The sequence below is a fragment of the Acidaminococcus sp. genome (assembly GCA_022482815.1).
Taxonomy (GTDB): domain Bacteria; phylum Bacillota; class Negativicutes; order Acidaminococcales; family Acidaminococcaceae; genus Acidaminococcus.
Genome location: JAKVOM010000001.1, coordinates 1120459 through 1145034 on the forward strand (window position 1 = coordinate 1120459; position 24576 = coordinate 1145034).

Annotated in this window: 22 protein-coding genes; 11 read left to right on the forward strand and 11 right to left on the reverse strand. The window is 47.5% G+C overall.

What is annotated here, in order from left to right; genetic code table 11:
• Positions 1–70: 70 nt before the first annotated feature.
• Complete coding sequence (locus LKE33_04930) at positions 71–1873, reverse strand: phosphoethanolamine transferase (GenBank protein MCH3950269.1); 1803 nt, start codon at positions 1871–1873, stop codon at positions 71–73.
• Positions 1874–2096: 223 nt separating this feature from the next.
• Between LKE33_04930 and LKE33_04935 the strand changes: the two genes are divergently transcribed.
• Positions 2097–3131, forward strand: a complete 1035-nt coding sequence (locus tag LKE33_04935; protein ID MCH3950270.1) for an NAD-dependent epimerase — start codon at positions 2097–2099, stop codon at positions 3129–3131.
• A 56-nt stretch (positions 3132–3187) separates the two neighbouring features.
• Here LKE33_04935 and LKE33_04940 read toward each other — a convergent pair whose 3' ends face one another.
• From LKE33_04940 to LKE33_04960, 5 genes are all read right to left on the reverse strand, one after another.
• Positions 3188–3835: a hypothetical protein gene (locus LKE33_04940; GenBank protein ID MCH3950271.1), complete on the reverse strand. Its 648-nt coding sequence runs from the start codon at positions 3833–3835 to the stop codon at positions 3188–3190.
• A gap of 437 nt (positions 3836–4272) precedes the next feature.
• Positions 4273–4446, reverse strand: a complete 174-nt coding sequence (locus tag LKE33_04945) for a hypothetical protein (protein ID MCH3950272.1) — start codon at positions 4444–4446, stop codon at positions 4273–4275.
• A gap of 34 nt (positions 4447–4480) precedes the next feature.
• Positions 4481–4864 carry a DUF488 family protein gene (locus LKE33_04950; protein ID MCH3950273.1) on the reverse strand — a complete coding sequence of 128 codons (384 nt, stop codon included), beginning with the start codon at positions 4862–4864 and terminating at the stop codon, positions 4481–4483.
• The gene (locus LKE33_04955; GenBank protein MCH3950274.1) at positions 4861–5049 is read right to left on the reverse strand and encodes a ferredoxin; all 189 of its coding nucleotides are present in this window, start codon (positions 5047–5049) and stop codon (positions 4861–4863) included. Before LKE33_04955 ends, LKE33_04950 begins: the two co-directional genes overlap by 4 nt.
• Before the next feature lie 202 nt (positions 5050–5251).
• Positions 5252–6652, reverse strand: coding sequence for an alanine:cation symporter family protein (locus LKE33_04960; GenBank protein ID MCH3950275.1), 1401 nt, complete (start codon positions 6650–6652; stop codon positions 5252–5254).
• Positions 6653–7199: 547 nt separating this feature from the next.
• Between LKE33_04960 and tig the strand changes: the two genes are divergently transcribed.
• From tig to LKE33_04995, 7 genes are all read left to right on the forward strand, one after another.
• Entirely contained in the window at positions 7200–8549 is a 1350-nt protein-coding gene (tig, locus tag LKE33_04965) for a trigger factor (protein MCH3950276.1), read from the forward strand.
• A gap of 26 nt (positions 8550–8575) precedes the next feature.
• On the forward strand, positions 8576–9166 hold the full coding sequence (gene clpP, locus LKE33_04970; protein ID MCH3950277.1) for an ATP-dependent Clp endopeptidase proteolytic subunit ClpP: 591 nt from the start codon (positions 8576–8578) through the stop codon (positions 9164–9166).
• Between the two features lie 47 nt (positions 9167–9213).
• Positions 9214–10491, forward strand: coding sequence for an ATP-dependent Clp protease ATP-binding subunit ClpX (clpX, locus tag LKE33_04975; GenBank protein MCH3950278.1), 1278 nt, complete (start codon positions 9214–9216; stop codon positions 10489–10491).
• 63 nt (positions 10492–10554) lie between these two features.
• Positions 10555–12873 carry an endopeptidase La gene (gene lon, locus LKE33_04980; GenBank protein MCH3950279.1) on the forward strand — a complete coding sequence of 773 codons (2319 nt, stop codon included), beginning with the start codon at positions 10555–10557 and terminating at the stop codon, positions 12871–12873.
• 3 nt (positions 12874–12876) lie between these two features.
• Entirely contained in the window at positions 12877–13509 is a 633-nt protein-coding gene (yihA, locus tag LKE33_04985; protein MCH3950280.1) for a ribosome biogenesis GTP-binding protein YihA/YsxC, read from the forward strand.
• Positions 13510–13731: 222 nt separating this feature from the next.
• On the forward strand, positions 13732–15531 hold the full coding sequence (locus LKE33_04990; protein ID MCH3950281.1) for an FAD-dependent oxidoreductase: 1800 nt from the start codon (positions 13732–13734) through the stop codon (positions 15529–15531).
• A 504-nt stretch (positions 15532–16035) separates the two neighbouring features.
• Positions 16036–17190, forward strand: coding sequence for a glycosyltransferase (locus LKE33_04995; protein MCH3950282.1), 1155 nt, complete (start codon positions 16036–16038; stop codon positions 17188–17190).
• 275 nt (positions 17191–17465) lie between these two features.
• Here the strand turns inward: LKE33_04995 and LKE33_05000 are convergent, their stop codons facing one another.
• Entirely contained in the window at positions 17466–18443 is a 978-nt protein-coding gene (locus tag LKE33_05000) for a cation diffusion facilitator family transporter (GenBank protein ID MCH3950283.1), read from the reverse strand.
• Positions 18444–18768: 325 nt separating this feature from the next.
• Between LKE33_05000 and LKE33_05005 the strand changes: the two genes are divergently transcribed.
• Entirely contained in the window at positions 18769–19410 is a 642-nt protein-coding gene (locus LKE33_05005) for a CoA pyrophosphatase (GenBank protein MCH3950284.1), read from the forward strand.
• Here LKE33_05005 and LKE33_05010 read toward each other — a convergent pair.
• Both LKE33_05010 and LKE33_05015 read right to left on the reverse strand, forming a co-directional pair.
• On the reverse strand, positions 19355–20623 hold the full coding sequence (locus LKE33_05010) for a type II and III secretion system protein (protein MCH3950285.1): 1269 nt from the start codon (positions 20621–20623) through the stop codon (positions 19355–19357). The genes LKE33_05005 and LKE33_05010 overlap by 56 nt on opposite strands.
• Complete coding sequence (locus LKE33_05015) at positions 20620–21114, reverse strand: hypothetical protein (protein MCH3950286.1); 495 nt, start codon at positions 21112–21114, stop codon at positions 20620–20622. Before LKE33_05015 ends, LKE33_05010 begins: the two co-directional genes overlap by 4 nt.
• Before the next feature lie 126 nt (positions 21115–21240).
• Here LKE33_05015 and LKE33_05020 point away from each other — a divergent pair, with 126 nt between their 5' ends.
• Positions 21241–22479 carry a GspE/PulE family protein gene (locus LKE33_05020; protein MCH3950287.1) on the forward strand — a complete coding sequence of 413 codons (1239 nt, stop codon included), beginning with the start codon at positions 21241–21243 and terminating at the stop codon, positions 22477–22479.
• Positions 22480–22625: 146 nt separating this feature from the next.
• The gene (locus LKE33_05025) at positions 22626–23279 is read left to right on the forward strand and encodes a trimeric intracellular cation channel family protein (protein MCH3950288.1); all 654 of its coding nucleotides are present in this window, start codon (positions 22626–22628) and stop codon (positions 23277–23279) included.
• A gap of 116 nt (positions 23280–23395) precedes the next feature.
• Here the strand turns inward: LKE33_05025 and LKE33_05030 are convergent, their stop codons facing one another.
• Both LKE33_05030 and LKE33_05035 read right to left on the reverse strand, forming a co-directional pair.
• A complete protein-coding gene (locus LKE33_05030; GenBank protein MCH3950289.1) occupies positions 23396–23986 on the reverse strand; it encodes a nitroreductase family protein in 591 nt (196 codons plus the stop codon).
• 93 nt (positions 23987–24079) lie between these two features.
• Positions 24080–24571: a YajQ family cyclic di-GMP-binding protein gene (locus LKE33_05035; GenBank protein MCH3950290.1), complete on the reverse strand. Its 492-nt coding sequence runs from the start codon at positions 24569–24571 to the stop codon at positions 24080–24082.
• Positions 24572–24576 lie beyond the last annotated feature (5 nt).

The following is a 24576-nucleotide window of genomic DNA, read 5'->3' on the forward strand; positions in this document are numbered from 1 at the left end:
AAATTTTGCAAGAGTTAAAAGAAAAGCGCTGTGAAGAAATAACTGACAGAATTTCTTCACAACGCTCCTTTTATTTTCCTGATCCCTGGTCGGGATCATCTTCTAACGTCTTTTGACCGTGCTGCGTAAGGAGATTTTGACGGGTCATGTGGTAATCAGGGGAGAAAATACTGTAGGCTGATGATGTAAAAGGTGCATTTTGGATACCCAGAAGATCTATCATAGCATCATAAAGTAAATCGTTTGTCCATGGAGATGCGACATGACTTTTTGCAGTTTCGTAAAGTACCGGACGGCTTGCGGCATTAGACGGGGGCAGATAAATCATAAGGGGGATGTGAACCATTTGGTAGGTAAATTTGTCCGGCTGATGAGTACGCCCATCTTCCGGATGTTCTCCGTGATCCGGCATATAGATGAATCCTTTGAAATTTGGATACCGGCTTGTTTTTTCAAAAACACTCTTCAGTACCGAATCGACGTAGAGTATTGAATTGTCATAACCGTCGAGGCGGCGCCCCTTTCCTTTAAATACTTCAAAATTTTTCGGATAGCGGTCCGCATATTTTCCATGGTTTCCCATGATATGGAGGACAATCAGTGTGGGTGTATCCGGTATAGAATCAGGTAAATAGGAAACAAGGTCTTTATCGGGATAATTCGCTTCTGTCGGAGAGGAGGACCTGCCGTTCAGCCAGATTTGGTGGTCAGCCGTAGAGGCCATTTCAGATACCGGAGTTTCAGCTACACTGAAACGGGCCTGATTGCTGAGCCAATATGTTTCATAGCCGGCTGCTTTAGCGATTTCGATGATGGAATAGGCATCTTCAAGATTGACGTCATTGTATTGATTTTTGCCGCTGAGGGCATAAGTGAGGGCTGGGACGGTCTGACAATAATTGGCGTACGCTTTTTTGAATAAGGTCGTACCCGGGACCTCTTTCATCCGGTCCATCCAAGGCGTATTTTCTCTTTCATAGCCATAGGCGTGCATATGATCACGGGAAGCAGATTCACCGATGATAAGCACATAGGTTCCTTTTGCTTCCGGCAGAATGGTGAGATCAGTTAAATTCCGGAGCCTGTCGAGACGCTCCTTCTGATGCTTACGATAGCTTTTGTACGAATTCAGCGAGCGACGGGTGCTGACTATTGTATTAGCAAGATAATAGGTATGGAGTCTTGGTACGGAAGATTTGATATTTAGTATGAGAAGTGCACCTGTAACGACAATAGGAAGCCATTTCTGGACCGAAGCATTTTGCAGCATCTTGTGGGAAATCTTAACTTCCAGAAACAGAAAAAGAAAAAGAGCAAAAATGGCAACAGCCCAGCGTGAGAGCGGCTGGTCTTCGAGAAAAGCAATGGCTTCCCTGGGGTTTGTCTGAAATACGGCGAGAACCAGGTCGGAAGATAACGCGTTTCCGCCGCTGATAAAACCGTACCCCAGGCCGAGAAGCGGAATACCTGCCGTGATGATCATGCCGGCATAAAAAAGAAAAAGAAATACGCCATGCGTAAATTTATGCTTTAAAGAGACAGCAGCAGTGCCTAGAAGTGCAGACAGACTGAAGAGACTCGTTCCCAGTTCAATGGCTTCACTGGCCGCCAAACCGTTATTACTAAAATCTCGGAGCAGATATACAGAAAGCAGATACAATATCAAAATGATAATAAAGTGAATCAGATAGGTTTTATGATATTTCCATAGCGCCCACGTGACTGAAAAAGCAAGGGCACCATACAGCAAAATTTCATTAAAAAGCCGCTGTTCCAGCTGACCAGTCAGGCGGAACCCGAAAGCAATCCCCATGTGACAAAACAGGGCAGCGATAAAGAAGATGAGAGAACGATGGTTGATAGAGTGATTCATGACAAAACGGTAATCCTTTCTTAAATAGAGAATGAATAGATCTAGGTAATGGACTGTAAACCTTTTTATTCTAAATTATACTGAGTGCAAAAACAAATTATCTGTACTCATTATCTCTCAAAAAATGAAGATGGGTAGGGGCAGTCCTTTCGAGGTTTGCTCGCAGCCAATGAATTTTTTATAGTTCAGTGTTATAATGAAACGAGACTGCTCAGTCAGTCTTATGAATATTCACAGTCAGAGTGAAAAGGAGTGTGTCATTTTGGAAGCTCTCGACCAGAAAAAGATTTTGATCACCGGTGCGGCCGGTTTTATCGGGTATCATCTCTCAAAACGGGTTTTGGCTCATGGCGGCAGGGTTCATGGCCTGGATAATATGAACGCCTATTATGATGTGCAGCTCAAAAAGGATCGTTTGAAGCAATTGGAAACGTATCCCGGGTTCTCCTTTACGGAAGGCGACTTGAGCCATAAGGAAACCGTAGATGAGATTTTTAAGACCTTCCAGCCGGATATCGTGGTGAATTTGGCCGCTCAGGCAGGGGTACGTTACAGCATTGATCATCCGAGAGAATACATTGACTCCAATATCATTGGCTTTTTCAACATTCTGGAGGCTTGCCGGTATGCCAAACCGGAACATCTGATTTTTGCTTCCAGTTCCTCGGTTTACGGCAATCAGCAAAAGACACCGTTTTCCACGACAGATCCGGTGGACCATCCGATCAGCCTCTATGCAGCTACCAAAAAGTCCGATGAACTGATGGCTTATACATACAGTCATTTGTATGGAATTCCGGCTACGGGACTGCGTTTCTTTACGGTTTATGGTCCGTTTGGACGTCCTGATATGGCGTATTTTAAATTTGCTAATAAAATCATGAAGGATGAGCCCATTACGATTTACAACCATGGGGATATGTACCGTGATTTCACTTTTGTAGATGATATCGTAACCGGTGTTGAGAATATGCTGCTCCATCCTCCGGTAAACGGCTTTGGGGGAGATCCGTATAAGATTTATAACATTGGTAATAATAAACCTGTGAAGCTCATGACCTTTATTGAGACTTTGGAAAAGGTACTGGGCAGGACAGCAAAGAAGGAATATCTTCCGATGCAGCCCGGCGATGTGTATCAGACGTATGCCGATGTGACGGATTTGGAAAAAGATTTTGGTTTCAAACCGGCTACGACCATTGAACAGGGCCTCAAGAAGTTTGCCCAGTGGTATAAGGCTTATTACGGGATTGAATAAAATCAACAAAAAATAGTCCGCTGGCTTTCATCGAAGAGGCACAGCGGGCTATTTTATTACAGAGGGGAATACTCTGCAGTTTTGATATAAACTGTGGAAGTGAGCGCTTTGTACAGTTTGGAAAAATAAAGCAAACTGAGATAAATGAAGAGCTCAGCAAATTCTTCAATCGTTTCATCCGCGAAACTGTGCAGTAAAAGACCTTTGTCTCCTAACAGGGTCAGGACAGCTGCAAGAATGACAAGTACCATTACGCGGCGGCTCTGCTTTACGCATTGGAGAGCAGTATGCCAGCATACAGATTTTACGAGGAGCAAGATATCCATGCACATGTATAGACCAATGCATCTGTGGATGAACCGGTAATGGGGAATCGATTTCATACTCCAGAAAACAGGCCCCCTTTTCGTAATTTCCTTCAGAAGGAAAACTCTTCCCCAGCTGATTTCCCGGCCAAAAAGGAGCAGAAAAAATCCGGCAAGAAATAGCCATATTTTATTGCGCGAAACGGAAGAAGATCGGAAGTATGTATTAAGGTTCCAAAATACACCGAAAAGAAGCACCATATTTTGCGTCATTTCAATGGGACCATTCTCCCAGGCAATGCGTTCAGGAAGAATAAAGCTCAAGGGGAGAAACACGCAAAAATAAATAAGTGCCGCTTTTGGCCAGACGGTAACGAGGTCTTTGTCTTGTAAGGTCATCCTTTTCACTTCTTTACCATAATTGAATTTAGTAGAATATTTTCTCATTAACAAATTTAAGACTCGCTAGTCACACATAATAACGTACATCAATTTATAAAAAATTTCAAGAAAGTTTAAAATTTGTTTACAATTTGCTGCTTAATAAAGGAGCATGTGAAAAAATAAAAAGCGCTTTTGGCCTATGGCATTTAGCCTCATCTGCAGCAGTGTGTTAAAGCTTTTGATTCAAATAAAATATGATATAAAACCTGAAATTTAGCAGAAAACCTAAGTTTCAGGTTTTATTTTATAAGTTCGTAGAAAAAATACCTTAGTCATTTTTTATCCACAGGCGGAATGCGGGCTGCGGACAGCAGAAAGCGACAAGGGGGCCGTGAAATAATGCACACGCATTATTTCACGGCCCCCTTGTCGCAGCTTCCTTTATCTTTTCTTTAACGAGTCATATCCGGAGCGGCTTTCTCTTCGTGTTCTTTGAGCAGCTGCTGCATGCAGGCTGCGAGCGGCCATCCGAGTTTCCGGTGGAACCGGATGCATTCTGCGCAGTGGCCATGGCGTTTGCAGTTTTCTTCGCAGGGGCAGTCATAGAGAGCATTTTCGTCGGTCATAGGATTTTCCTCATTTCTCGAAATACGTAGCGATTTATTCTGCTGTCTCGCTTAACTTCTCCAAAAGAAATTCACGCAAAACGGCAGCGTTGTTATGAATGTCATCTTTTCTGGCATAGCAAAGAATTATTGGGCCCTTGTGCAGCTGCTTCCTGCAGTACACAATGAACTTTTCTGTTTCGGGATTGGCAATGAGTTCTTTCCGGTAACGGTCGCGAAATCCGGCAAAATCGTTGTTGTGCGCTTTGTACCAGTTGTGCAGCTCACGAGAGGGTGCAATCTCTTTGGCCCAGATGGGTACGGATTCTTTTTTCACGCCGCGCGGCCAGAGCCGGTCGACCAGAATCCTGGTTTCGGAAGGATCCAGGGACGGAGCGTAGATGCGCTCCGTCCGGATTTGTACTTCAGGCGCTGTCATTCTTCTGCCTTTTCGATAGCGCCTACAGGGCAGCCTTCCATAGCTTCCTGTGCGGCAGCTTCTTCACCGGCAGGAACTGTCTCTGCGGCGACAGCCTTGCCATCAGGGCCCATGGAGAACACAGCCGGGCAGGTTCCCGTGCACAGCGTGCAGCCGATACAACTTTCATTGACATGATACTTCATAAGAATCAGCTCCTTTTCTGTATTCAGGGAACCGAAGAATTTGGTTTTTGGTTCCTTGTTTTCTTTTCTGATTCTATTGTAGCCAAACTCAAATAGAATTTATGTTGTCATAACAACAAATGCAAAGAAAATAAAAAAGCGATGCGCGATTATTTTCGCGCATCGCTTTCCGAATCTTAATGTGAATCTTTGACTGCAGGATTTACTTCCAATAGTCGAGATTGCTCTCATCCAAACCGATATTCTTTGCTTTGAAGACCGGTTTCTTTCCTTCTGCGAGCTGACGGCCATAGTCTTTCATGACGGCAAATGCCGTACCGCCGAGGGCCATGATGGAAGGAATGTTGGTCAGGCACATGAAGGCCATCGTGATATCTGCAGCAGCCCAGGCGTTATCCATGGACATTCCGGCACCGACGAAGATAACGAGAGCCGCAATAATGCGGTAAACTTTCATGAAACCGGGGGAAGGGGTCTTCCCTTTAAGGTAAGCCAGGCAGTTGTCTACGTAGAACAGGTTGCCCAGAAGGGTCGTGAACGCAAAGAGTACCATGGCTACGGTAATCAGGACAGGACCGAAGGCACCGAAGTCAACCTGTGTAGCTTGCTGCACGAACGGAGCACCGGCCAGTTCCTTGGTAGGTGTTACACCGGAGAACATGCAGATCATAGCGGTGCAGGTGCAGAGCACCGTATCGATAAATACGGAAAGCATCTGTACAAGGCCCTGCTGAGCCGGGTGGGATACATCGGCAGAAGCAGCCGCGTTAGGTGCGGAACCAACACCGGCTTCGTTGGAGTACAGGCCACGTTTTACGCCGTACATCAGGCAGGAGGCACTGACACCGCCCATAATCTTCTGGAAGTTGAAGGCATCGGAAAATACCAGTCCGAGCACGTGAGGCAGCTCGCCGATGTGCATAATAATGATGGCAAGGGAAAGCAGTACGTACAGAACACCCATGATAGGAACGAGGGTACCCGTTACGTGAACAACACGTTTGCCGCCGCCCATGATGCAGTAGCCAACCAACAGAGCCAGGATTCCGCCGATGACCCAGGGAGTCGTACCCTTGTCATAGAAACTGTAAACGGAGAACGTGGACTGCAGATTGTAGGAAGCCAGCAGGTTAAAGCCGCCCGCATAGGTTACAATCAGAGCAATTGCAAAAGCACAGGCCAGCGTCTTGTTATGCAGCGCCGTTTCAATGTAGTAGGCAGGACCGCCATAGCTGTCGCCATTGGCATCTCTCCGTTTATAGACCTGAGCCAGGGTACTTTCAATAAAGGCGGTGGCACTGCCAATCATAGCAATGACCCACATCCAGAAAACGGAACCGAAACCGCCGAGACACAGGGCTGTGGAGATGCCGACGATGTTGCCGGTACCTACACGGGATGCTGTGGAAACCATCAAGGCCTGGAAGGAAGAAATGGAACCTTCTTTTTCCGGTTTTTCCATAACGACCTTGATGCTTTGGCCGAACCAGCGGAACTGTACGAAGCCTGTTCGCAGCGTAAAGTACACACCGGCAACGAGGAGGACGATGATCAGAATAGGATAATAGAGAACATCATCCAGGGTGGTGAGAATTTGTGACATGCAAATTGCCTCCTTTGTTTTGTTTTCAAGATTCACATTAGTCATCAAGACTATCCGTGTCTAATTATACCATTATGGGAATAAAAAAACAGTATAAAATAAAAATATGACAAAAATATGAAGAATTTAAAGAAATCTCTAGAAGTTTTGAAAACATCTGTTTTAAACAAGCTGAAGGATGGTATATGCTTAATCAGGAAGATAATTAGGGATGAAAAAAGGACCATAAAAACGGTAGGAAATAAACGCAGATAAAAGAAACTTTCATTTTCTATCATTTAATATAGTACAGTAAATCTCGCATTGCAGGACTTTATGCTGCAGAAAAAAGTAAACTAAAAGCTGCAAAGCGAAAATGAATTCATCGCGGACTATTATGACGACAGTATGGCAATAACAAAGAATCAAGGTCGATTTTCTCCCTTTTATTTGCGTATTTAGACCTTTTGTGCTATGCTATATGAGCGGTTTTTTAAGTAATTACAGATGGCATGTTTAGCAAGATAAAAATAGAATTCGCTGACAGCCTGTGAGGAGGATTTTTTTAATGAGCGTCTCTGTAGAAAGAAATGGAAATGATGCAACCCTGAAGATTACCCTGACGACAGAGGAAGTTGCTGAAGGCTTTAAAAAGGCAGTTGCCAGAGTTAACAAGCAAGTAACGATCCCTGGCTTCAGAAAGGGCAAGGCTCCCCGCCGCGTCCTTGAAATCCATGTAGGTAAGGATGCTATCAAAGACGAGGCTTTCCAGATTCTGGCAAATGGAGAATATAGAAAAGCAATCGAAGAAAACAAACTGATGCCTGTTGCTGATCCTGAACTGAAGGAACAAAAGTTCGAAGAAGGCCAGCCGATGGAAGTAACGCTGCTCGTCACGCTGCGTCCGGAACCGGAACTGGGCGAATATAAGAATCTTGACGTTGCTAAGAACGTAAAGAAGATTACCGACAAGGACGTTGACGAAGCTCTGGAAGCTCTGCAAAAGCGTGCAGCTAAGCTGGTTGCCGCTCCGGAAGGTAAAAAGCTGGAAAAGGGCGACATGGCTACGATTGACTTCACCGGTACTATTGATGGGAAACCTTTTGAAGGCGGCGAAGGTAAGGGCTATCCCCTGGAAATCGGCAGCGGTGCCTTCATTCCTGGTTTCGAAGATCAGCTGATTGGTGTCGGCAAGGGCGAATCCAAGGATGTCAATGTAACCTTCCCGGAAGATTACATGGCTAAAGAACTGGCCGGCAAAGCAGCTGTTTTCAAAGTGGATGTCAAGGACATTAAGGTTCGTGAAATCCCGGAAGTTACGGACGAACTTGTTGCTGCCAACTCCGACAGCAAGACTGTTGAAGAATATCGTAAGAAGACGGCTGAACGGATGCAAAAAGCTGAAGATGACCGTGCTGAAGAGCAGTACAGACGTGACCTGCTCAACAAGGCTATCGAAAATGCTAAGTTTGAAGTTCCGCAAGTCATGGTAGATCAGAGAGCGAACCAGATGATGGATGAACTGGCTATGAACCTGGAAGCTCATAAGATGAGCCTGCCGATGTACCTGCAGTATCTGGGCAAGGATGTCAAGACCTATCGCGACGAACAGAAGCCGGCTGCTTTGGAAAACATCAAGACGGATCTGGTTCTCGATGCAATTGCTGAAAAAGAAGGCCTGAAGGTTTCCGAAGAGGAAGCTGTAGCTGAAATGCAGCAGATTGCCGATGCTCAAGGTGCTACGCTGAGACAAGTTCAGAAGATTATCAAGGACAATAACTCCGTAGGTATTCTTTTGAGCAACATTCTGCGCCGCAAAGCCGCTCAGGTTATTTTCGACAATGCCAAGGGCGCTGAAAAGAAAGAAGAAACCAAGACCGAAGAAACCAAGACTGAAGAAGCTAAGGAAGATAAGTAATTATTGAATTACAGGAGGTGGACAGCGTGAGCTATGTCCCCATTGTCGTCGAACAGACCAGCAAGGGTGAGCGGAGCTATGATATTTATTCCCGGCTCCTTAAGGACCGTATCATCTTTGTGACCGGTGAAATTGAAGATCACATGGCTGATTTGATCATTGCCCAGCTGCTGTTCCTGGAATCAGAAGACCCGGACAAGGACATCCATCTCTACATCAACAGCCCCGGCGGCAGTGTAAGCGCCGGCCTGGCTATTTATGATACCATGCAGTATATCCGGCCGGACGTATCCACGATTTGCGTGGGTATGGCTGCCTCCATGGCGTCAGTCCTGCTTGCTGCAGGTAAAAAGGGCAAACGCTTTGCTCTGCCGCATTCCCGCGTGATGATTCATCAGCCGCTGGGAGGCGCTCAGGGACAAGCTTCGGATATTGCAATCCATGCTCGTGAAATCCTGCGCATTCGGGAAGAGATGAACCAGATCCTGTCCCAGCATACGGGTCAGAGTCCGGAAAAAATTCAGGCGGATACGGAAAGGGATTATTTTATGACCGCTGAAGAAGCAAAGGCTTATGGCCTTGTGGATGAGGTTGTCATCCCCGCCGCTGTTCGCTAATTGGGGTAAGACGACCGTCCTGCCCCGACAGATAGGAGGGGTGTCAGATGGCATTCGATGATCATCAAGGGCCTCACGATCAGGACTATACTTGTTCTTTCTGCGGCAAAAAGCAGAGTCAGGTAAAGAAACTGATTGCCGGCCATAATGTCTTTATTTGTGATGAATGTGTTGCCCTGTGCAACGAGATGCTTGCTCAGGAGATGTCGAAACCGGCGGGAGGAATGATTACTGATCTTCCTAAACCGAAAGACATCAAGAAAATCCTGGATGAGTATGTCATTGGACAGGAAGAAGCCAAGATTACCCTGTCCGTGGCAGTTTACAATCACTATAAGCGAATCAACTATGAGCAGCAGGCTCATCATCAGGACGTCGAACTGCAGAAGTCCAATATCCTGATGCTGGGGCCTACGGGCAGCGGCAAGACGCTGCTGGCCCAGACCCTGGCCAAAATCCTTAAGGTTCCTTTTGCCATTGCCGACGCTACGTCCCTGACGGAAGCCGGGTACGTGGGCGAGGATGTGGAGAATATCCTGCTGCGTCTGATTCAGAACGCGGATTACGATATTGCCGCAGCTGAACGCGGCATTGTCTATATCGATGAAATTGATAAAATTTCCAGAAAGTCGGAAAATCCGTCCATTACGCGGGATGTTTCCGGTGAAGGCGTGCAGCAGGCACTCCTGAAGATTCTGGAAGGTACGGTTGCTAATGTACCTCCTCAGGGAGGCCGTAAGCATCCACATCAGGAACTGATTCAGATTGATACGACAAATATTCTGTTTATCTGCGGCGGCGCTTTTGCCGGTCTGGAAAATGTAATCAATGCACGGACCGGTAAGAAGAGCATGGGCTTTGGTGCCGACATTATCACGGAAAAACAGAAAAAATCGATCAATCCGTTTAAACAGGTACTGCCTGAAGACTTTGTAAAGTATGGGCTGATTCCTGAATTTGTAGGACGTTTACCGGTAGTAGTCACGTTGGATCAGTTGGATGAAAAAGCCTTGATCCGTATTCTGACTGAACCGAAGAATGCACTGACAAAACAGTATGAATCATTCCTGGCCATGGACAACGTGGAACTTAGTTTTGAAGATGATGCCCTCAAGGCTATTGCCCATGAGGCATTGGAAAGAAAAGCCGGTGCCAGAGGGCTGCGTGCTATCATCGAAAATATCATGAAGCACGTAATGTATGAGATTCCGTCCCGTGAGGACGTTGAGAAATGCATCGTGACGGCAGATGTGGTAAAACACCATAAAGAGCCGAAACTGGTGCTGAAGACACAAAAACAAACGGACGAACGCAAGAAGGCATAGAGAAAAGGAAAAGGGGCGGGTCCCCTTTTCCCTTTTTCTCTATTTGATTGGATGGTGATGACTATGTTAGATGAATCGACCGTGAGATTACCACTGCTGCCATTACGCGGCGTTATCGTATTTCCCGGCATGATTATAAACCTTGATGTCGGCAGGGACCGATCTATCAAGGCAGTTGAAATGGCCATGGCTTCCACGAAGCGGATTCTTCTGGTATCTCAGAAATCCGCAGAAGAAGCTGATCCTACAGCTAAGAGTCTCTTCCCGTTTGGCGTTATTGCTGAAATCAAGCAAATGCTGAAAATGCCTAACGGAGCGATGAGAATCCTGGTCGAAGGCCTTACCCGTGTGGAAATTATTTCAGTGATTGACGCAGTGGGCTCTCCTTTTGAGGCACATGCGGAAATCCATGAAGATAAAAATGGCGATAGTACAGAAGTTGAAGCACTGAAAAGAATGCTTGTTGAGACTTTCGAGCAATGGGTTCTCGCCAGCAATAAAGTCAATTCCGAAGTCATGCTGACTTTTAAGGATCAGCCGAACGCAGGCCGTATCGCCGATATGATTGCCGGATACCTGACCATTGATATCAGCGATAAGGAAAAAATCCTTGAAGCCGTAGACGTCGGTGAACGGCTGAAACTGCTCTATAGTTTCCTGTGCAAAGAACTTGAAATCGTAAAAATTGAGAAGAATATTTCCCAACAGGTGCGCAAGCAAATTGAGCAGAACCAGCGGGAATATTACCTGCGCGAGCAGATGAAAGCAATCAGCAAAGAGCTGAACGAAGGCGACGAAAAACAGTCCGAAGTGGATGACTACAAAGCTAAGATGAAGGACATGAAGCTTCCGGACAACGTCAGAAAAATCCTCGATAAGGAACTTGACCGTCTGCTCAAGATGCCGCCGATGATGGCTGAAAGTGCCGTTATCCGGAATTATCTGGATACGGTGCTGTCGTTGCCGTGGGGCAAGATGACGCAGGATAATTATGACCTTAAAAAAGCGGCAGCCGTGCTGAACAAGGATCATTATGGCCTGAAAAAAGTCAAGGAACGGATCCTTGATTATCTGGCTGTCCGCGCCCTCACGAAGAGCAACCGCGGACCGATTATTTGCCTCGTCGGTCCTCCTGGTGTCGGCAAGACAAGCCTTGCCCAGAGTATTGCCCGGGCCATCAACCGCAAGTTTACGCGCGTTTCCCTGGGCGGTATTCGTGATGAAGCTGAAATTCGCGGCCATCGCCGTACCTACGTGGGAGCTATGCCGGGGCGCCTGATTCATGGACTGATTGAATGCGGTACTGACAACCCTGTTTTCCTGCTTGATGAAGTGGACAAGATGGGTGCTGACTTCCGCGGGGATCCTGCTTCTGCCTTACTGGAAGTGCTGGACCCGGAGCAGAACAATCATTTTAGCGACCACTACATTGAATTCCCTTATGATATGTCCAATGTATTCTGGATTGTTACGGCAAATACGATTGAGACCATTCCGCCGGCTCTGCTGGACCGTCTGGAAGTCATTCAGCTGAACAGCTATACTGATGAAGAGAAAATCAAGATTGCCCAGCTGCATCTCTTGCCGAAGGAACGGAAAAACAATGGCCTGACGGCAAAGAACCTGACGATTGGTCCCAAATGTATTGAACACATCATCCGCGACTATACGCGTGAAGCCGGTGTTCGTAACCTGGAACGCAAGATTGCAACCATCTGCCGCAAGGCAGCCCGCAAGATTGTTGAGGAACATGTAGAAAAAGTACCGGTGACGGTATCAAATCTGAAGAGTTTTCTGGGGCCTGTTATTTTCCTTGAAAGTGATATGACGGCCAAAGCGGCAGTCGGCGTCTGCACTGGGCTTGCCTGGACGAGCGTCGGCGGTGAGCTGCTGAAGATTGAAGTCGTTGTCTGCGAAGGCAAAGGAAAACTGGTTCTTACCGGCCAATTGGGAGATGTGATGAAAGAGTCCGCACAGGCTGCTTTCACGTACATTCGTTCCCGTGCCAAGGAACTGGGACTTGAACCTGATTTTAATGAAAAGGTAGATATCCATATCCACGTACCGGAAGGGGCTATTCCAAAGGATGGGCCTTCTGCCGGGATTACGATGGCTACGGCCATGGAATCGGCTCTGACGAAACGTAAGGTAAAGGCCAGCCTTGCTATGACCGGTGAAATTACGTTGACCGGCCAGGTACTGCCTATTGGCGGTCTCAAGGAAAAAGTGCTGGCGGCTGCCCGGTACCATATCAAGACAATCCTGCTGCCAAAGCAGAACATGCAGGATCTGGAGGAATTGCCGGATCATGTGAAGAAAGAAATGAAGTTTATCCCTGTCGAACATATGGACCAAGTCACTAAGTTAGCGCTGGAGGCGTAAATAATGGCAACAGCACAGTGGGATATTGTCAGTGGGGAATTTATCACTTCCGCTGTCAAGGCAACACAGTATCCGCAGGATACGATTGATGAAATTGCGTTTATCGGACGCAGCAATGTGGGCAAGTCTTCGCTTCTGAATTCGCTTGCAAGAAGGAAAGGACTGGCACGCGTCAGCAGCTCTCCCGGAAAAACGCAGACCATCAATTTCTATTCTTTCAAAGCGAAACGTAATGAAGGGGATAAACCACTGTGGCATACTTTTTACGCGGTGGATTTGCCGGGATACGGATTTGCCCGGACTTCCCAGGACAAGAAAAATGAATGGTCAGCATTCATCTGCAAGTATATGGAAGACCGCCGGGATTTGAAATTGGTGTGTATCCTCATGGACATCCGGCACGCTCCGATGGAAAGTGACATTGACTGCTATCAGTGGCTGCTTTCTTTAGGACTTCCGCTTTTGGTTATCCTGACTAAGTCAGATAAGCTGAATAAAAGTGCTGTAATTACCCAGACGGCACTTTACAAAAAGACATTTGGTCTGAGCGATGATAAGCTCATCACGTACACTTCAACGGCGCATACAAACCGGAAAGAATTGATTCAGCGGATCATGGGCTTTTTGGAAAAGTAAATAAAGGCAGGACTGTGGAGAAAGGGAATACCATTCTTCACAGTCCTGTTTTTTTGTACAATCTATTTTTGAATTTCAATATTATTGAATTATTAATTTTGAAAGTTCCGTTTGAATGAAATTAAAAAATTTGTTAGCATATAAAGTACAAAGGAGAACAACAATGCTTTGTGTCGCTTTCAAGATATACCCTTGATTACTGTTGTAAGGAGGAATTTTTCAATGCAGCGATTTGAACTTCTGTTGGAGGCAGAACAGTTTTCCGATTATGGCGGCTGGGTTCTGGATTCCCAGTTCGAAAACGAAATGGGTTCCCCTTATCTGCTCGCCCATGGTATTGGCACTCCTTGTGCTGATGCGTCTACTAAAATTATAATCCCTGAAGACGGAGAATACCGCGTATGGGTTCGTGCCAAAGACTGGGTTCCCGCTTATCATCCTGGAACCTTCCAGGTACTCTTTAATGATACGCCCGTGCCGACTACCTTCGGCGCCAACGGCAAAGACTGGTCCTGGGAGCTCGTCGAACATGTCCACCTGCCGGCTGGCACAGTGCAGGTAAAACTCCATGACTTGACCGGTTTTGATGGCCGCTGTGATGCCATTTACATCACTAACACGACCATTACACCACCAGAAAAACCGGACAGTGCTGCCCGGGCATGGCGGAAACGTCTGCTTCATCTGCCGCAGGAACCCGTTAACGCCGGCAGTTATGATGTTGTTGTCGTTGGTGGTGGTATTCCCGCCTGCTGCGCTGCCTATACGGCGGCAAAATTGGGATTGCAGGTTGCTATCATTCAGAACCGTCCCTGCCTCGGCGGAAATGGCAGCAAGGAACTGGGCCTCATTCCTGAAGGTGTTGCCGGCCCTATAGTCGATGCCATTACGGAACGTCAGGAGGACGGAGATATCGGTGCCACAGCTATATTGAATCATATGCCCAACGTTTCTGTATTCCTGGAAGAGGAAGTATATAACGTCGTTCTCGACGGAAGAAAAATCGTGGCCGTTGATAGCCGCAATGCCCGTACAAGCGTGGAACACCGTTATTTTGCTCCTACCTTTATTGACGGCAGCGGCAGGGCCCTGCTGGCTCTCCTTTCCGGTGCTGCCACGATGGGCGGAGAAGAAGCAAAATCTGATTTTGGTGAAAGCCTTGCTCCGGAAAAAGCCAGTGCTATGCATCATGGAAATACTATTTTCTTCCGCACCGAAGAAATGGATCAGCCCGTCTCTTTCCCTGACGTTCCCTGGGCTGTCGAAGTTGCCAAAGACCATATGGACCTCAGTGGTCAAATCGGGCAAGTCAGCAGCTGCTGCGGTCATGGCCCTTATGAAAACAAACCGGGCCCCTATATCGGCCCTGAGAAGCAGAAACCTCGCCGCCGTGAAGATGGCAGCTGGGAAAATCCCATGAGCCTGCCGAAGACGCATTTCTGGGAATACGGACAATGGCTTGACCAATATAGTGACGGCGAAGCTATCCGCGACCACCTGCTGCAGGCTATCATCGGTACTTATGATAATGTCCGCCGTAAAGATCCGAAGAAGTATGCCAACCTTAAGCTAACTCATCTTACCTATCAAGTGGCTACAGGTGCCTTCAGAAGTTATCTTGGTGACTATGTTCTCTCAGAAAAAGATATTCGGGAGCACAAATTCTTCCCCGATGCTGTCGTCATGAACGAAAGCGCCTTCTGTCTGCACTATCCGGGAAATCCCAAGTACGACTTCCGCCTGGGAAACTGGAAGTGGGATGAACGCGACGGAAAACCCTATAGTGTTCCGTTCCGCTGCCTCTATTCAGCCGATATCGACAATCTTTTCTGCTGCGGCAAGCACATCAGCGCTACCCACATTGCTTCCTCAAATCTGAAACTCATGGGCAATGGCGGCCAGCATGGTATCGCCGTAGGGGCGGCCGCGGCATTGTGCAAAAAATATAAAACCATGGCTCGTGGTATTTTGAACAATCATCTGGAAGAATTAAAAGAAGTCATTAAAAAGGTCAACCAGTAAAAATATATCCTGTTCTAAGGTGGTTTAGAGAAAAACTGAGCCTCTTTCTCACTGGGTAAGCTGTTGAGAGGGAGACTCATTTTTGTGCCTCTCAAGTCCTGCAACTGTACAAAGAACAAAATCGTTTCACAAAAAAATCACCATTTCAATGCACAAAAAATAAAAATAGGCAATATAATACAAAAAAGGTAATTTTAATACGTTTATTATGAATATTATGCTTATGATATTCAGTTCCTCATTGGAACATGAAATCCATCTGCCAGTGGCATTCCGGAGAACTCCGCTCGTTTTGCAGATAAAATAATTCAAGACATAAAAAATATTTATTGTAAAAACGGGAAAATAGCAAGGTATTTCTTATTTTATTTTACATGTATGCACCCCATATAATGAATAACACGTTGATCAGATTCTTTTCTTGTATCTTCGGATGACTGCCTGACACGGCCATGTCGATTTAATGAAGAACCTGATTTCTGTTTTTTTTGAAGTGGGGTGAAGATGATGAATGTGCTCATCATCACAAACTGGAAACATGTAGATGAAATTACAGGAGCCAATAAGGCTTTCTGCTCGCTTGCTTCTGCGCTTTCAGCGCACCATGAGGTAACGGCCCTGGTGCTTTCGGAAACGGGAGGGAAACCCATTTTTTCGATTGCACCTGAGGTGCATTTTAAAAATATTACAGGGTGCTATCATATCAAACAAAATCTCGGACACCGGCTGCTTCGAAGTTTGAAATTCAGTTCGGAGGCGCGGCATCGATATGACCAGCAGGTACAGGACCCAATCTGGATGCAGAAAATCGACCCGGTGCTTCAAGAAGTAAAACCTGACGTGATTATTGTTTTTACGCCGGACCTTGCCAGAATCCTGCTGATCCAGGGAAAGGTGAAGCAGCCTGTCATTCTGACACTGCGTCAGGCTGCCGATGTGCTGCTGACAAACCTGACTCCCGAAGGCATAGAAGCACTGCGCAAAGCGGCCTGCATCCACGTTCTTACACCGGACAATATTTCACGGACAAAGAAATTTTGCGATCATGTGGCCTGGATTCCAAACGGAATTGTTTCTTCAGGTCTCACGAGTACGTTGGGAAATCATCTGATTCTGCACTCCGGAAGGTTCAGTAAAAATCAAAAAAGGCAGCATCTTTTAATTGAGGCTTTCCATTTGCTGCAGTCTGATTTCCTGGATTGGAAGGTGGAATTTTGGGGAGAAGGGGACCCGGAACGGGATTCCTATGCCCATGACTGTCTGGAACTTGTCAAGAAGTATCACCTGGAGAACAATATTCACTTTTGCGGCAGCACGGATCAGATGGCGCGGCAGATGGCAAGAGCTTCTGTTTTTGCTTTCCCCAGTGCGACGGAAGGAATGAGCCAGGCTATGCTGGAAGCGATGGATATCGGCCTTCCCGTGGTGGGGTATCGGAGCTGTGCCTCCGTCAGCAGTTTGATTCAGGACGGCGTCAACGGAATTCTCTGTGAAGACGGTGTGGAACCTCTGGCAGAGGCGTTGCGGAAACTTATGAAGGACCCTGAACTGCGCAAGCGCATAGGGGCCGAGGCCCAGAAAGTCCGCGAGCAGTATGCAGCTGAGCAGAGCTGGGCAAAGTGGGAAAAACTGCTGGAGGATGTAGTAAAGCAGGGATAAAGTAAAATGGGCTGTGAAAAAATAAAAAGGCGCTTTTAATTTTTAGTTTATGCCATTTAGCATCGTCTGCAGCAGTGTGGTAAGATTTTTGATTCAAATAAAAAATAAAACCTGAAATTTAGCAGTTGATCTAAATTTCAGGTTTTATTTTTATAAGTTCAAAGAAAAATGCCCTGGCAATTTTTCTTCCACAAGCGGGATGCGGACGGCGGGCTGCGGAAAGCGTAAAAAGGAGCTGTGAAATCATGCACACGCATATTTCACAGCCTCTTTGTTCAATCTTCAATAATCTTAGTCGACCCTATCGGACAAGCAATCGTAGTTTTGATGCCCTGTTTTGCCGGGATGGTCGGGTCAGGGGAAACATGCACCATGCAGTGTTTGACGTTTGGGAAATTCTGTTCGATGGTATCGTGGACTTCGTCCGCCACGAGGTGAGCCTGGAACAAGGTCAGGTTACCGTCTGCCACAATATCGATATCGACATACATCTTGGCACCAAACATACGGGTACGAAGCGAATCAATGCCGGTAACACCGCATTGAGCCATGACAAGAGATTTCATACGTTCTTCTTCTTCCTGGCTGCAGGCATGGTCAACCAGTTTGTCAGAGGCATCATGGAAGATGCCAATGGAGGCATGAATGATCATAATACAGATAATGACGGAAGCCAGCGGATCCATGATTGGATATCCTGAACGGGCAGCAAAAATACCTACAAAGGAACCGATGGAGGAGAGAGCATCGCTTCTATGGTGCCAGGCCTCGGCGCGCAGAGCACCGGAGTTGATCTTTTTGGCAGCTTTGATGGTATACCAGAACATTCCTTCTTTAGTGACAATGGAAACGACAGCGGCAATCATGGCGATAAGCCCCGGTGCGGCTTTGGTCTTGTAACTGCCCGTCAGCATGGAGTCAACGCCTTCATAACCGATATAAAGACCGGTAAAGAGTAAAATAAAGGCCAGAAAGAGGGTAGCAATGTATTCTTGCTTTTCATGGCCGTACTGATGGTCCTCATCGGAAGAACGGCTGGAGAGGATGACTCCGAACATGGCAATCACAGTACCGAAGACATCCGATGCCGAATGGATGGCATCGGAAATCATAGCACTGGAACGCCCCAGGATACCGGCGATAAATTTACCGACGCTGAGAAATAGATTGATGACGATACTTACGTTGGAAACGTGCATCGCCAGATGGCTGTCATCATTGCCATAAAGCTTGCGCGTGATTTTCATATTCATAATGATTCCTCATTTCTATGGCAGTATTGTATAAAAAATGACACCCGTGGAAGATTGGTCCCACAGGTGTCATCATCATTCATCATCCTGTTGCCTATTCGGCCCGGTTCCTTTCGGAACTTGCTTTTAGTTTCCTATTATGATAAGGCTTTGCGTCTGCTTTGTCAAGAAAAAACTAATAAAATCCACTGCAGGTGGTATTTAGTTCGTACCATATGGAACGCTATTTGGCAGACGTAACTTACTTTTCAGTTAAAATTTCCCTCTATTCTCTTCTTAGTCAAATAGTGTAAAATAAGAACATCAACGATGAGGAGAATATCATATGGCAGAAAAGTATAAGGAAATTGGGCGCTTTGAGACGCTCTGGAAAGATCAGGAGCTGCGGCCTGACCGCAGTCTTCCCATTTGGGAATCAGCCGTGCTTTTGCCGCTCCTGAAGGGCAAAAACGGCTGGGAAATTCTTTTTGAAGTTCGTTCCCGTAAATTAAATTGGCAGCCCGGTGATATTTGTTTTCCCGGCGGGCACCGCGACGAGGGCGACCCCAGTCGGGAAGCAACGGCTGTGCGGGAAACACGGGAAGAACTCGGCCTTGCACGGGAGGATATCCAGGTGCTTGGGCCTTTGGAGTATTTTTATGCCCCTATGGGGCCCATCATTTTTCCCTATGCCGGAATCATCGCGGCAAAGTCCTCTTACCAGCTTAGTACGGGTGAAGTAGATGAAATTTTTACAGCACCTGTCAGGGAGCTGCTTGCCATCCAGCCCAGTACTGCAAAATCAACGATGGGTATCAAGTACGGGTCTGGATTTCCACCGCAGCTTGGTCATAAGGAAAATACAAATTGGCGGGAAACCTACCAGTATGACCTGCTTTTTTACCCCTACGAGGGTCATGTTATCTGGGGAATCACGGCGCGGGTGCTGCATAATTTTTTGAAGCGCCTGCAAGAGGCTGGTTTCTGATTTTATAAGAAGAGTCCTTTGATGAGGGCTCTTTTTTTTGTAATGTCTCCGGCATCCGGTAAAGTGTCGGAGAGGTACCGGGCTCACTAAGATAGGGGGTGAGAAAGATACAGACTTCCGTGCGGTTTTTATTGTGGGAACGAAATTTGAAAAGTTCTCCGAGCAGAGGAAGTTTGCTCAGGAGCGGAACCGCTTCAAAACGCTGCTGCTCTTCTTCACTGATAAGCCCGCCGATAACGAGAGTTTCTCGTTCTTTGAGACGAACATGAGTGTCAGCCGTGCGGCTTGTAATCCGGTAATTTTTTAGTTCGGAAATCAGGGTCGGCGTACTGACTTCTGTATGAACTTCGGCAGAAATGATGCCGTCATGGCTCACAAGCGGCTTACAGGCAAGACGGATGCCGGCATCGACGTATTCGGTGGAATACGTCGAACTGCCGCTGGTGATTTTTTCAGTGACTACAGGAATATGATCTCCAATAAAAATACTGCCTTCCTGCCCGGGGAGGGTGATGATACTCGGGGTTGCCAGCACTTTAGCCTTTCCCTCCTGGCAAAGGGCACTGAGCGCAGCCTGAAAATGAGTCCGGTACCCGTGTCCCAGATGGATAAGGCCTGCGTAACCGCTCTTAGCTTCGGAATCTGCCGGCAGGGTATCCCAGTTCCAGGTGAGCCCCAGTTCCCGGGAAGCCTCGTCCCGCAGGGAGAGAATGCAGGCTTCAAAGGTAACTTGTTTGGTGGGACGATCCATGGCGGTCAGAGCCTTTTTGATCTGGGCTTGTTCCCCTGGTGAACCGGTGACAAAGAGGGTGTTGCTCAGCGCATCAAAGGTAAGCGGCGATGTTGTCAGCGGCTTCAGTACGTTAGCCGCTGTTTCGGCACGGATATAATTTAACGGGTATACGGATAAAGTTCCAAAACTGCGGCTCATTTGCTCGGGAACCGCGGCATACAGTATGGTACCTTCGGTATGAATGGCTAATCCTTCGCTTTGGGCAATCAGCCGGACGGCTTTTTCAAAAGGAACGTCTGTCAGGGTCAGTGTGATTGGAGTATTTCCGCCCTGCGGCATCACGAGGCTGTAGCCGTTTGTATCGGCGAGTGTCTGCAATACGCTGCGGACCGTGGCATTTTGTACTGAAAACGAAACGGGAGCTGCCCATGCCTGAATCACAAAATTAAAAAAACAGCAGAAACAAAGGAAAGTTTTCAATGGAAGGTTCCTCCCAATTGAATTCTACCGGAATCAAGCATGATTTCTTTTAGAGTGATTTCCTGTATCGTTTTCCCGGAGATTACATCTCCTGTCTGGACAAGACGGGACGAGGTCCCGCTATGGAGAAGAGCCCTTCTGCCGCCCGGTGTCTCAAAAATGCCGACAAGCTGGAGTACAGGCTGGGATGAAGGAGCAGAAGGCTTGACGGGAACCGGATGCGTTGCAGATGCTACGGGCTTTCCCGGGATTTCTTTCGGATGCTGACTGAAATTGCGGAAGGGATCCCTGCGGGGATTTTTTAAGGTAAGGCGTGAAGCAGCCCCGCTTTCAGGAGTGGGAAGGAGCGGAGGTACTTCCGGGAGAGTCTTTGGGGATGGCGGCGTTTTGTCGCAGAACCATCCGGCCAGCAAAGAAATCAAGCCGAGGAAGAGCAGGATTAGGGGCTGTTTTCGGTGCTTTAGAAAAAATGGAATTGAGGGACGCTGCATAGCAAGTTTTCCTCCTCTGAAAAATGCAGATACTCCTTTACTATCATAAAAAGTCCATTCACGGTAGGGGGGACTAGTGTGAATGGACTTTTTATGATAGTAAAAGAGAAGAGGAGGCAAATTGGCATGGATTTTTCGTATCGGGATTATCTTCGGGAAGAGCCGGCGGGAATTGTGGCACAGCAGAAACGTAAAGATGAGGGACCGGTGATTCCGCTTGCCCGGCAGATTTTGCAGCAGTCCTTTGCCCTCGGTGCGAGTGATATCCATCTCGAACCCGGAAAGGAGCAGATGATGGTACGCTGCCGTGTAGACGGAGTGCTGCAGCAGCTTCTTAAAGTGCCCCGCAATTTGCAGGATAGTCTTATTTCCCGTTTTAAAATTATGGCGGCCATGGATATCGGAGAAAGGCGGCTGCCACAGGATGGCCGCATTCAGTCTCAGTGGGAGAACAGGCAGATTGATATCCGCGTTTCCTCTCTGCCGACGCTCTATGGAGAAAAGCTGGTTATGCGGCTGCTGGATCAGGAAAAAAGTAATTTCACTCTGGATGAAATGGGCTTCAGCACCAAAAATCGAAAGTGTCTTGAAAATATGATTCGGCAGCCTTATGGGCTCATCCTCATTACAGGGCCGACAGGGTCCGGAAAAACATCTACGCTGTATGCACTGATGCGGACGCTGCAGGACCCGGGGAAGAATATCATCACGGTGGAAGACCCGATTGAATATCAGATGGAAGGCGTCAGCCAGGTAGCCGTTCAGCCAAAAATCGGGCTGACTTTTGCACGGTGTCTGCGAACTATCCTGCGGCAGGATCCGGACCTCATTATGGTCGGGGAAATTCGTGACGGACAGACAGCGGCCATGAGCGTTCACGCAGCGCTGACCGGACACTTGGTACTGAGTACGCTTCATACCAATACAGCGGCAGGTGCCGTAAGCCGTCTGCTGGATCTCGGAACGGATCCTCATCTTTTGGCGGCAGCACTGCGCGGTGTGGTAGCTCAGCGGCTGGTACGAAGGCTTTGTGCAAAGTGCCGCCAGGCCTATCGTATTGATTCGGAATCCTGGGAAAGCAAATATTTTCTGAATTCTGGGGAAACACAGTTTACCTTATATCGGGCAGGAAAATGTGGGGCCTGCCGTCATTCCGGATATCATGGGCGGACTGCCATTCACGAAGTCCTTCCCTTCACGGAAAGCTGCAGACAGGCTGTTTCTCACGGAGCAGGGGAGTGGGAACTGACGCAATTGGCACGGAAAGAAGGCGTCCCTTCCTTGTTTCAGGACGGCCGGGAAAAGGTTCGGCTCGGCATCACTTCCGTCCGGGAATTGCTCCGTGTCTACGGACCTTTTGAATGATTTCATGAGGCAAGCAGGAGAAATAAAAAATTAAGATATCAGTTGCTCAAGAATGTTATTGTCTTTCCTCAGTGGATTCGTTATCATAGAGGAAGTGAAATCTTGAAGTCATAACAGAGGTAAAACAAAAGTAAGGAGATACACCCATGTGGCTATTCTGGAACTTATTCGATCTTGCAGGCACCCTTTCTTTTGCTGTGTCCGGTGCTATTGTCGGCACTTTGAGACATATGGATATTTTTGGAATATCCGTTCTTGCCGTGCTTACAGCCGTCGGCGGCGGAATTATCCGTGACGTCCTGGCAGGACGGATACCGCCGGTAGCCCTGAGAGACCCGACTGCCTTACTGCTGTCGGTAGCAACGGCACTGCTGCTTGCGGTCTATGTATCGCTCTACCGGATGCGCGGCATGAAGAAAAAACTGCTTTCAACGCTGTATGTAGCGGCTGATACTATCGGACTTGCTTCTTTTACCGTAACAGGAACTCTCGTCGGCCTGTCCAGCGGCGAACCGGATTCTTATGTCTTTCCCATTGTGCTGGGACTCCTTACTGCAGTGGGCGGAGGTGTCCTTCGGGATTTGATGGCCCAGCGCATTCCTGTTGTCCTCGTAGCCGATGTATACGCGACGGCTTCGATTTTTGGCAGCATGGTATTATGCGTATGCTGGCGCCTTGGTGCCCGGGACGCAGCCCCTTTTGTAGGTGCAGGTGTGGTCATCATTCTCCGGATATTAGCGCTGAAATATAAATGGCAGCTTTATCGGCCGTTATCCAGCAACGGGCGGAAGAGACATTAAAAAAGACTGTGGAACAGTGATTGTTCATTGTTTCACAGTCTTTTTTGCAGGTCGCTGACCTCGCGTTGCCAGTACTTTCTTACTTTTTATAGATAGCTGAGGTAAGTTGTATTAGTTTATTCTCTCCATTCTACAGCTTCTTCCAGCGATTTGCGCGGCCTTCTTGCCGGTGCTTCCGCCGGATAACCGAGTGCTAATGCAGCAACGAGTTCTCCCTTGGAATGGAGATAAGTACATAATTCCGGATAGGCAAAATAAGTGTTGGCTACCCAGAGACTTCCAAGCCCCAGATCAGTTGCCGCCAGTGTCATGTTTTCGATAGCAGCACCAATGGATTCGGCATTGCAAATCTCGGAAACGTGCTCATCCCGCGTGAGTGTTTTATTCAGACTATAACCCAGCTCATTCATGACAAAGATGAGGACCGGGGCCTGTTCCATGATCCGGACGGTAAAGAGCGCATCGCGAATATAGGGAGCACTTGCCGGCAGGTATGGCGTTTTGCGTTCCCGGTCAATTCCCGTCTTCATCGTCCGTACAGCTTCTTTTCTGGCTTCTCCGGTAACAACGATAAATTTCCAGGGCTGACGGTTTTTGGAGGAAGGGGCAAGGATGCCAGCCTTCAGGACTTCCTCAATCAGGGAGCGGGGAATGGGGTCTTGTTTATATTTGCGTATGCTTCGCCGGCGTAATATTGCATCAATCACTGAGATATGGCTCCTTTCAGTAAAAAATAGTTGGAAATGAAAAAAGACAGCAAAAGAGCGCTGCCCCGGATGACCGGCGCAGCGCTTTTCAATTTAGCGCATATTAATGAACTGCACGTCGATACCAAAATCCTGACTGCGGACAAGCTGAATGACAGCCTGCAGGTCATCTTTTTTAGGACCTGACACGCGAATCTGGTTATCCATTTGCTGCGTTGTAACCTTGATCTTGGAGGCTTTGATAGCACCAATAATTTTCTTTGCTGTTTCTCTGTCAATACCTTGCTTCAGGGCTACAGATTGGCGTACCGTGCCTTTGGCAGCCGGCTCAATCTTGCCTGGCTCAAGGCAGCGCAGGGAAAGGCCGCGTTTTGCCATCCGCTGACGCAGCATATCCAGAATGGCACCGAGCTTGTAATCGTCTTCGGCAGTGAGTTTCAGTGCGTCATCCACCAGTTCGATGCTGGCAGATGAACCACGAAAATCATAGCGTTGGGAAATTTCTTTGCGTGTTTGGTTCAGGGCGTTATCCAGTTCCTGCATGTCGATTTGCGATACGATGTCGAATGAGCTGTTCTTTGCCATAGCGT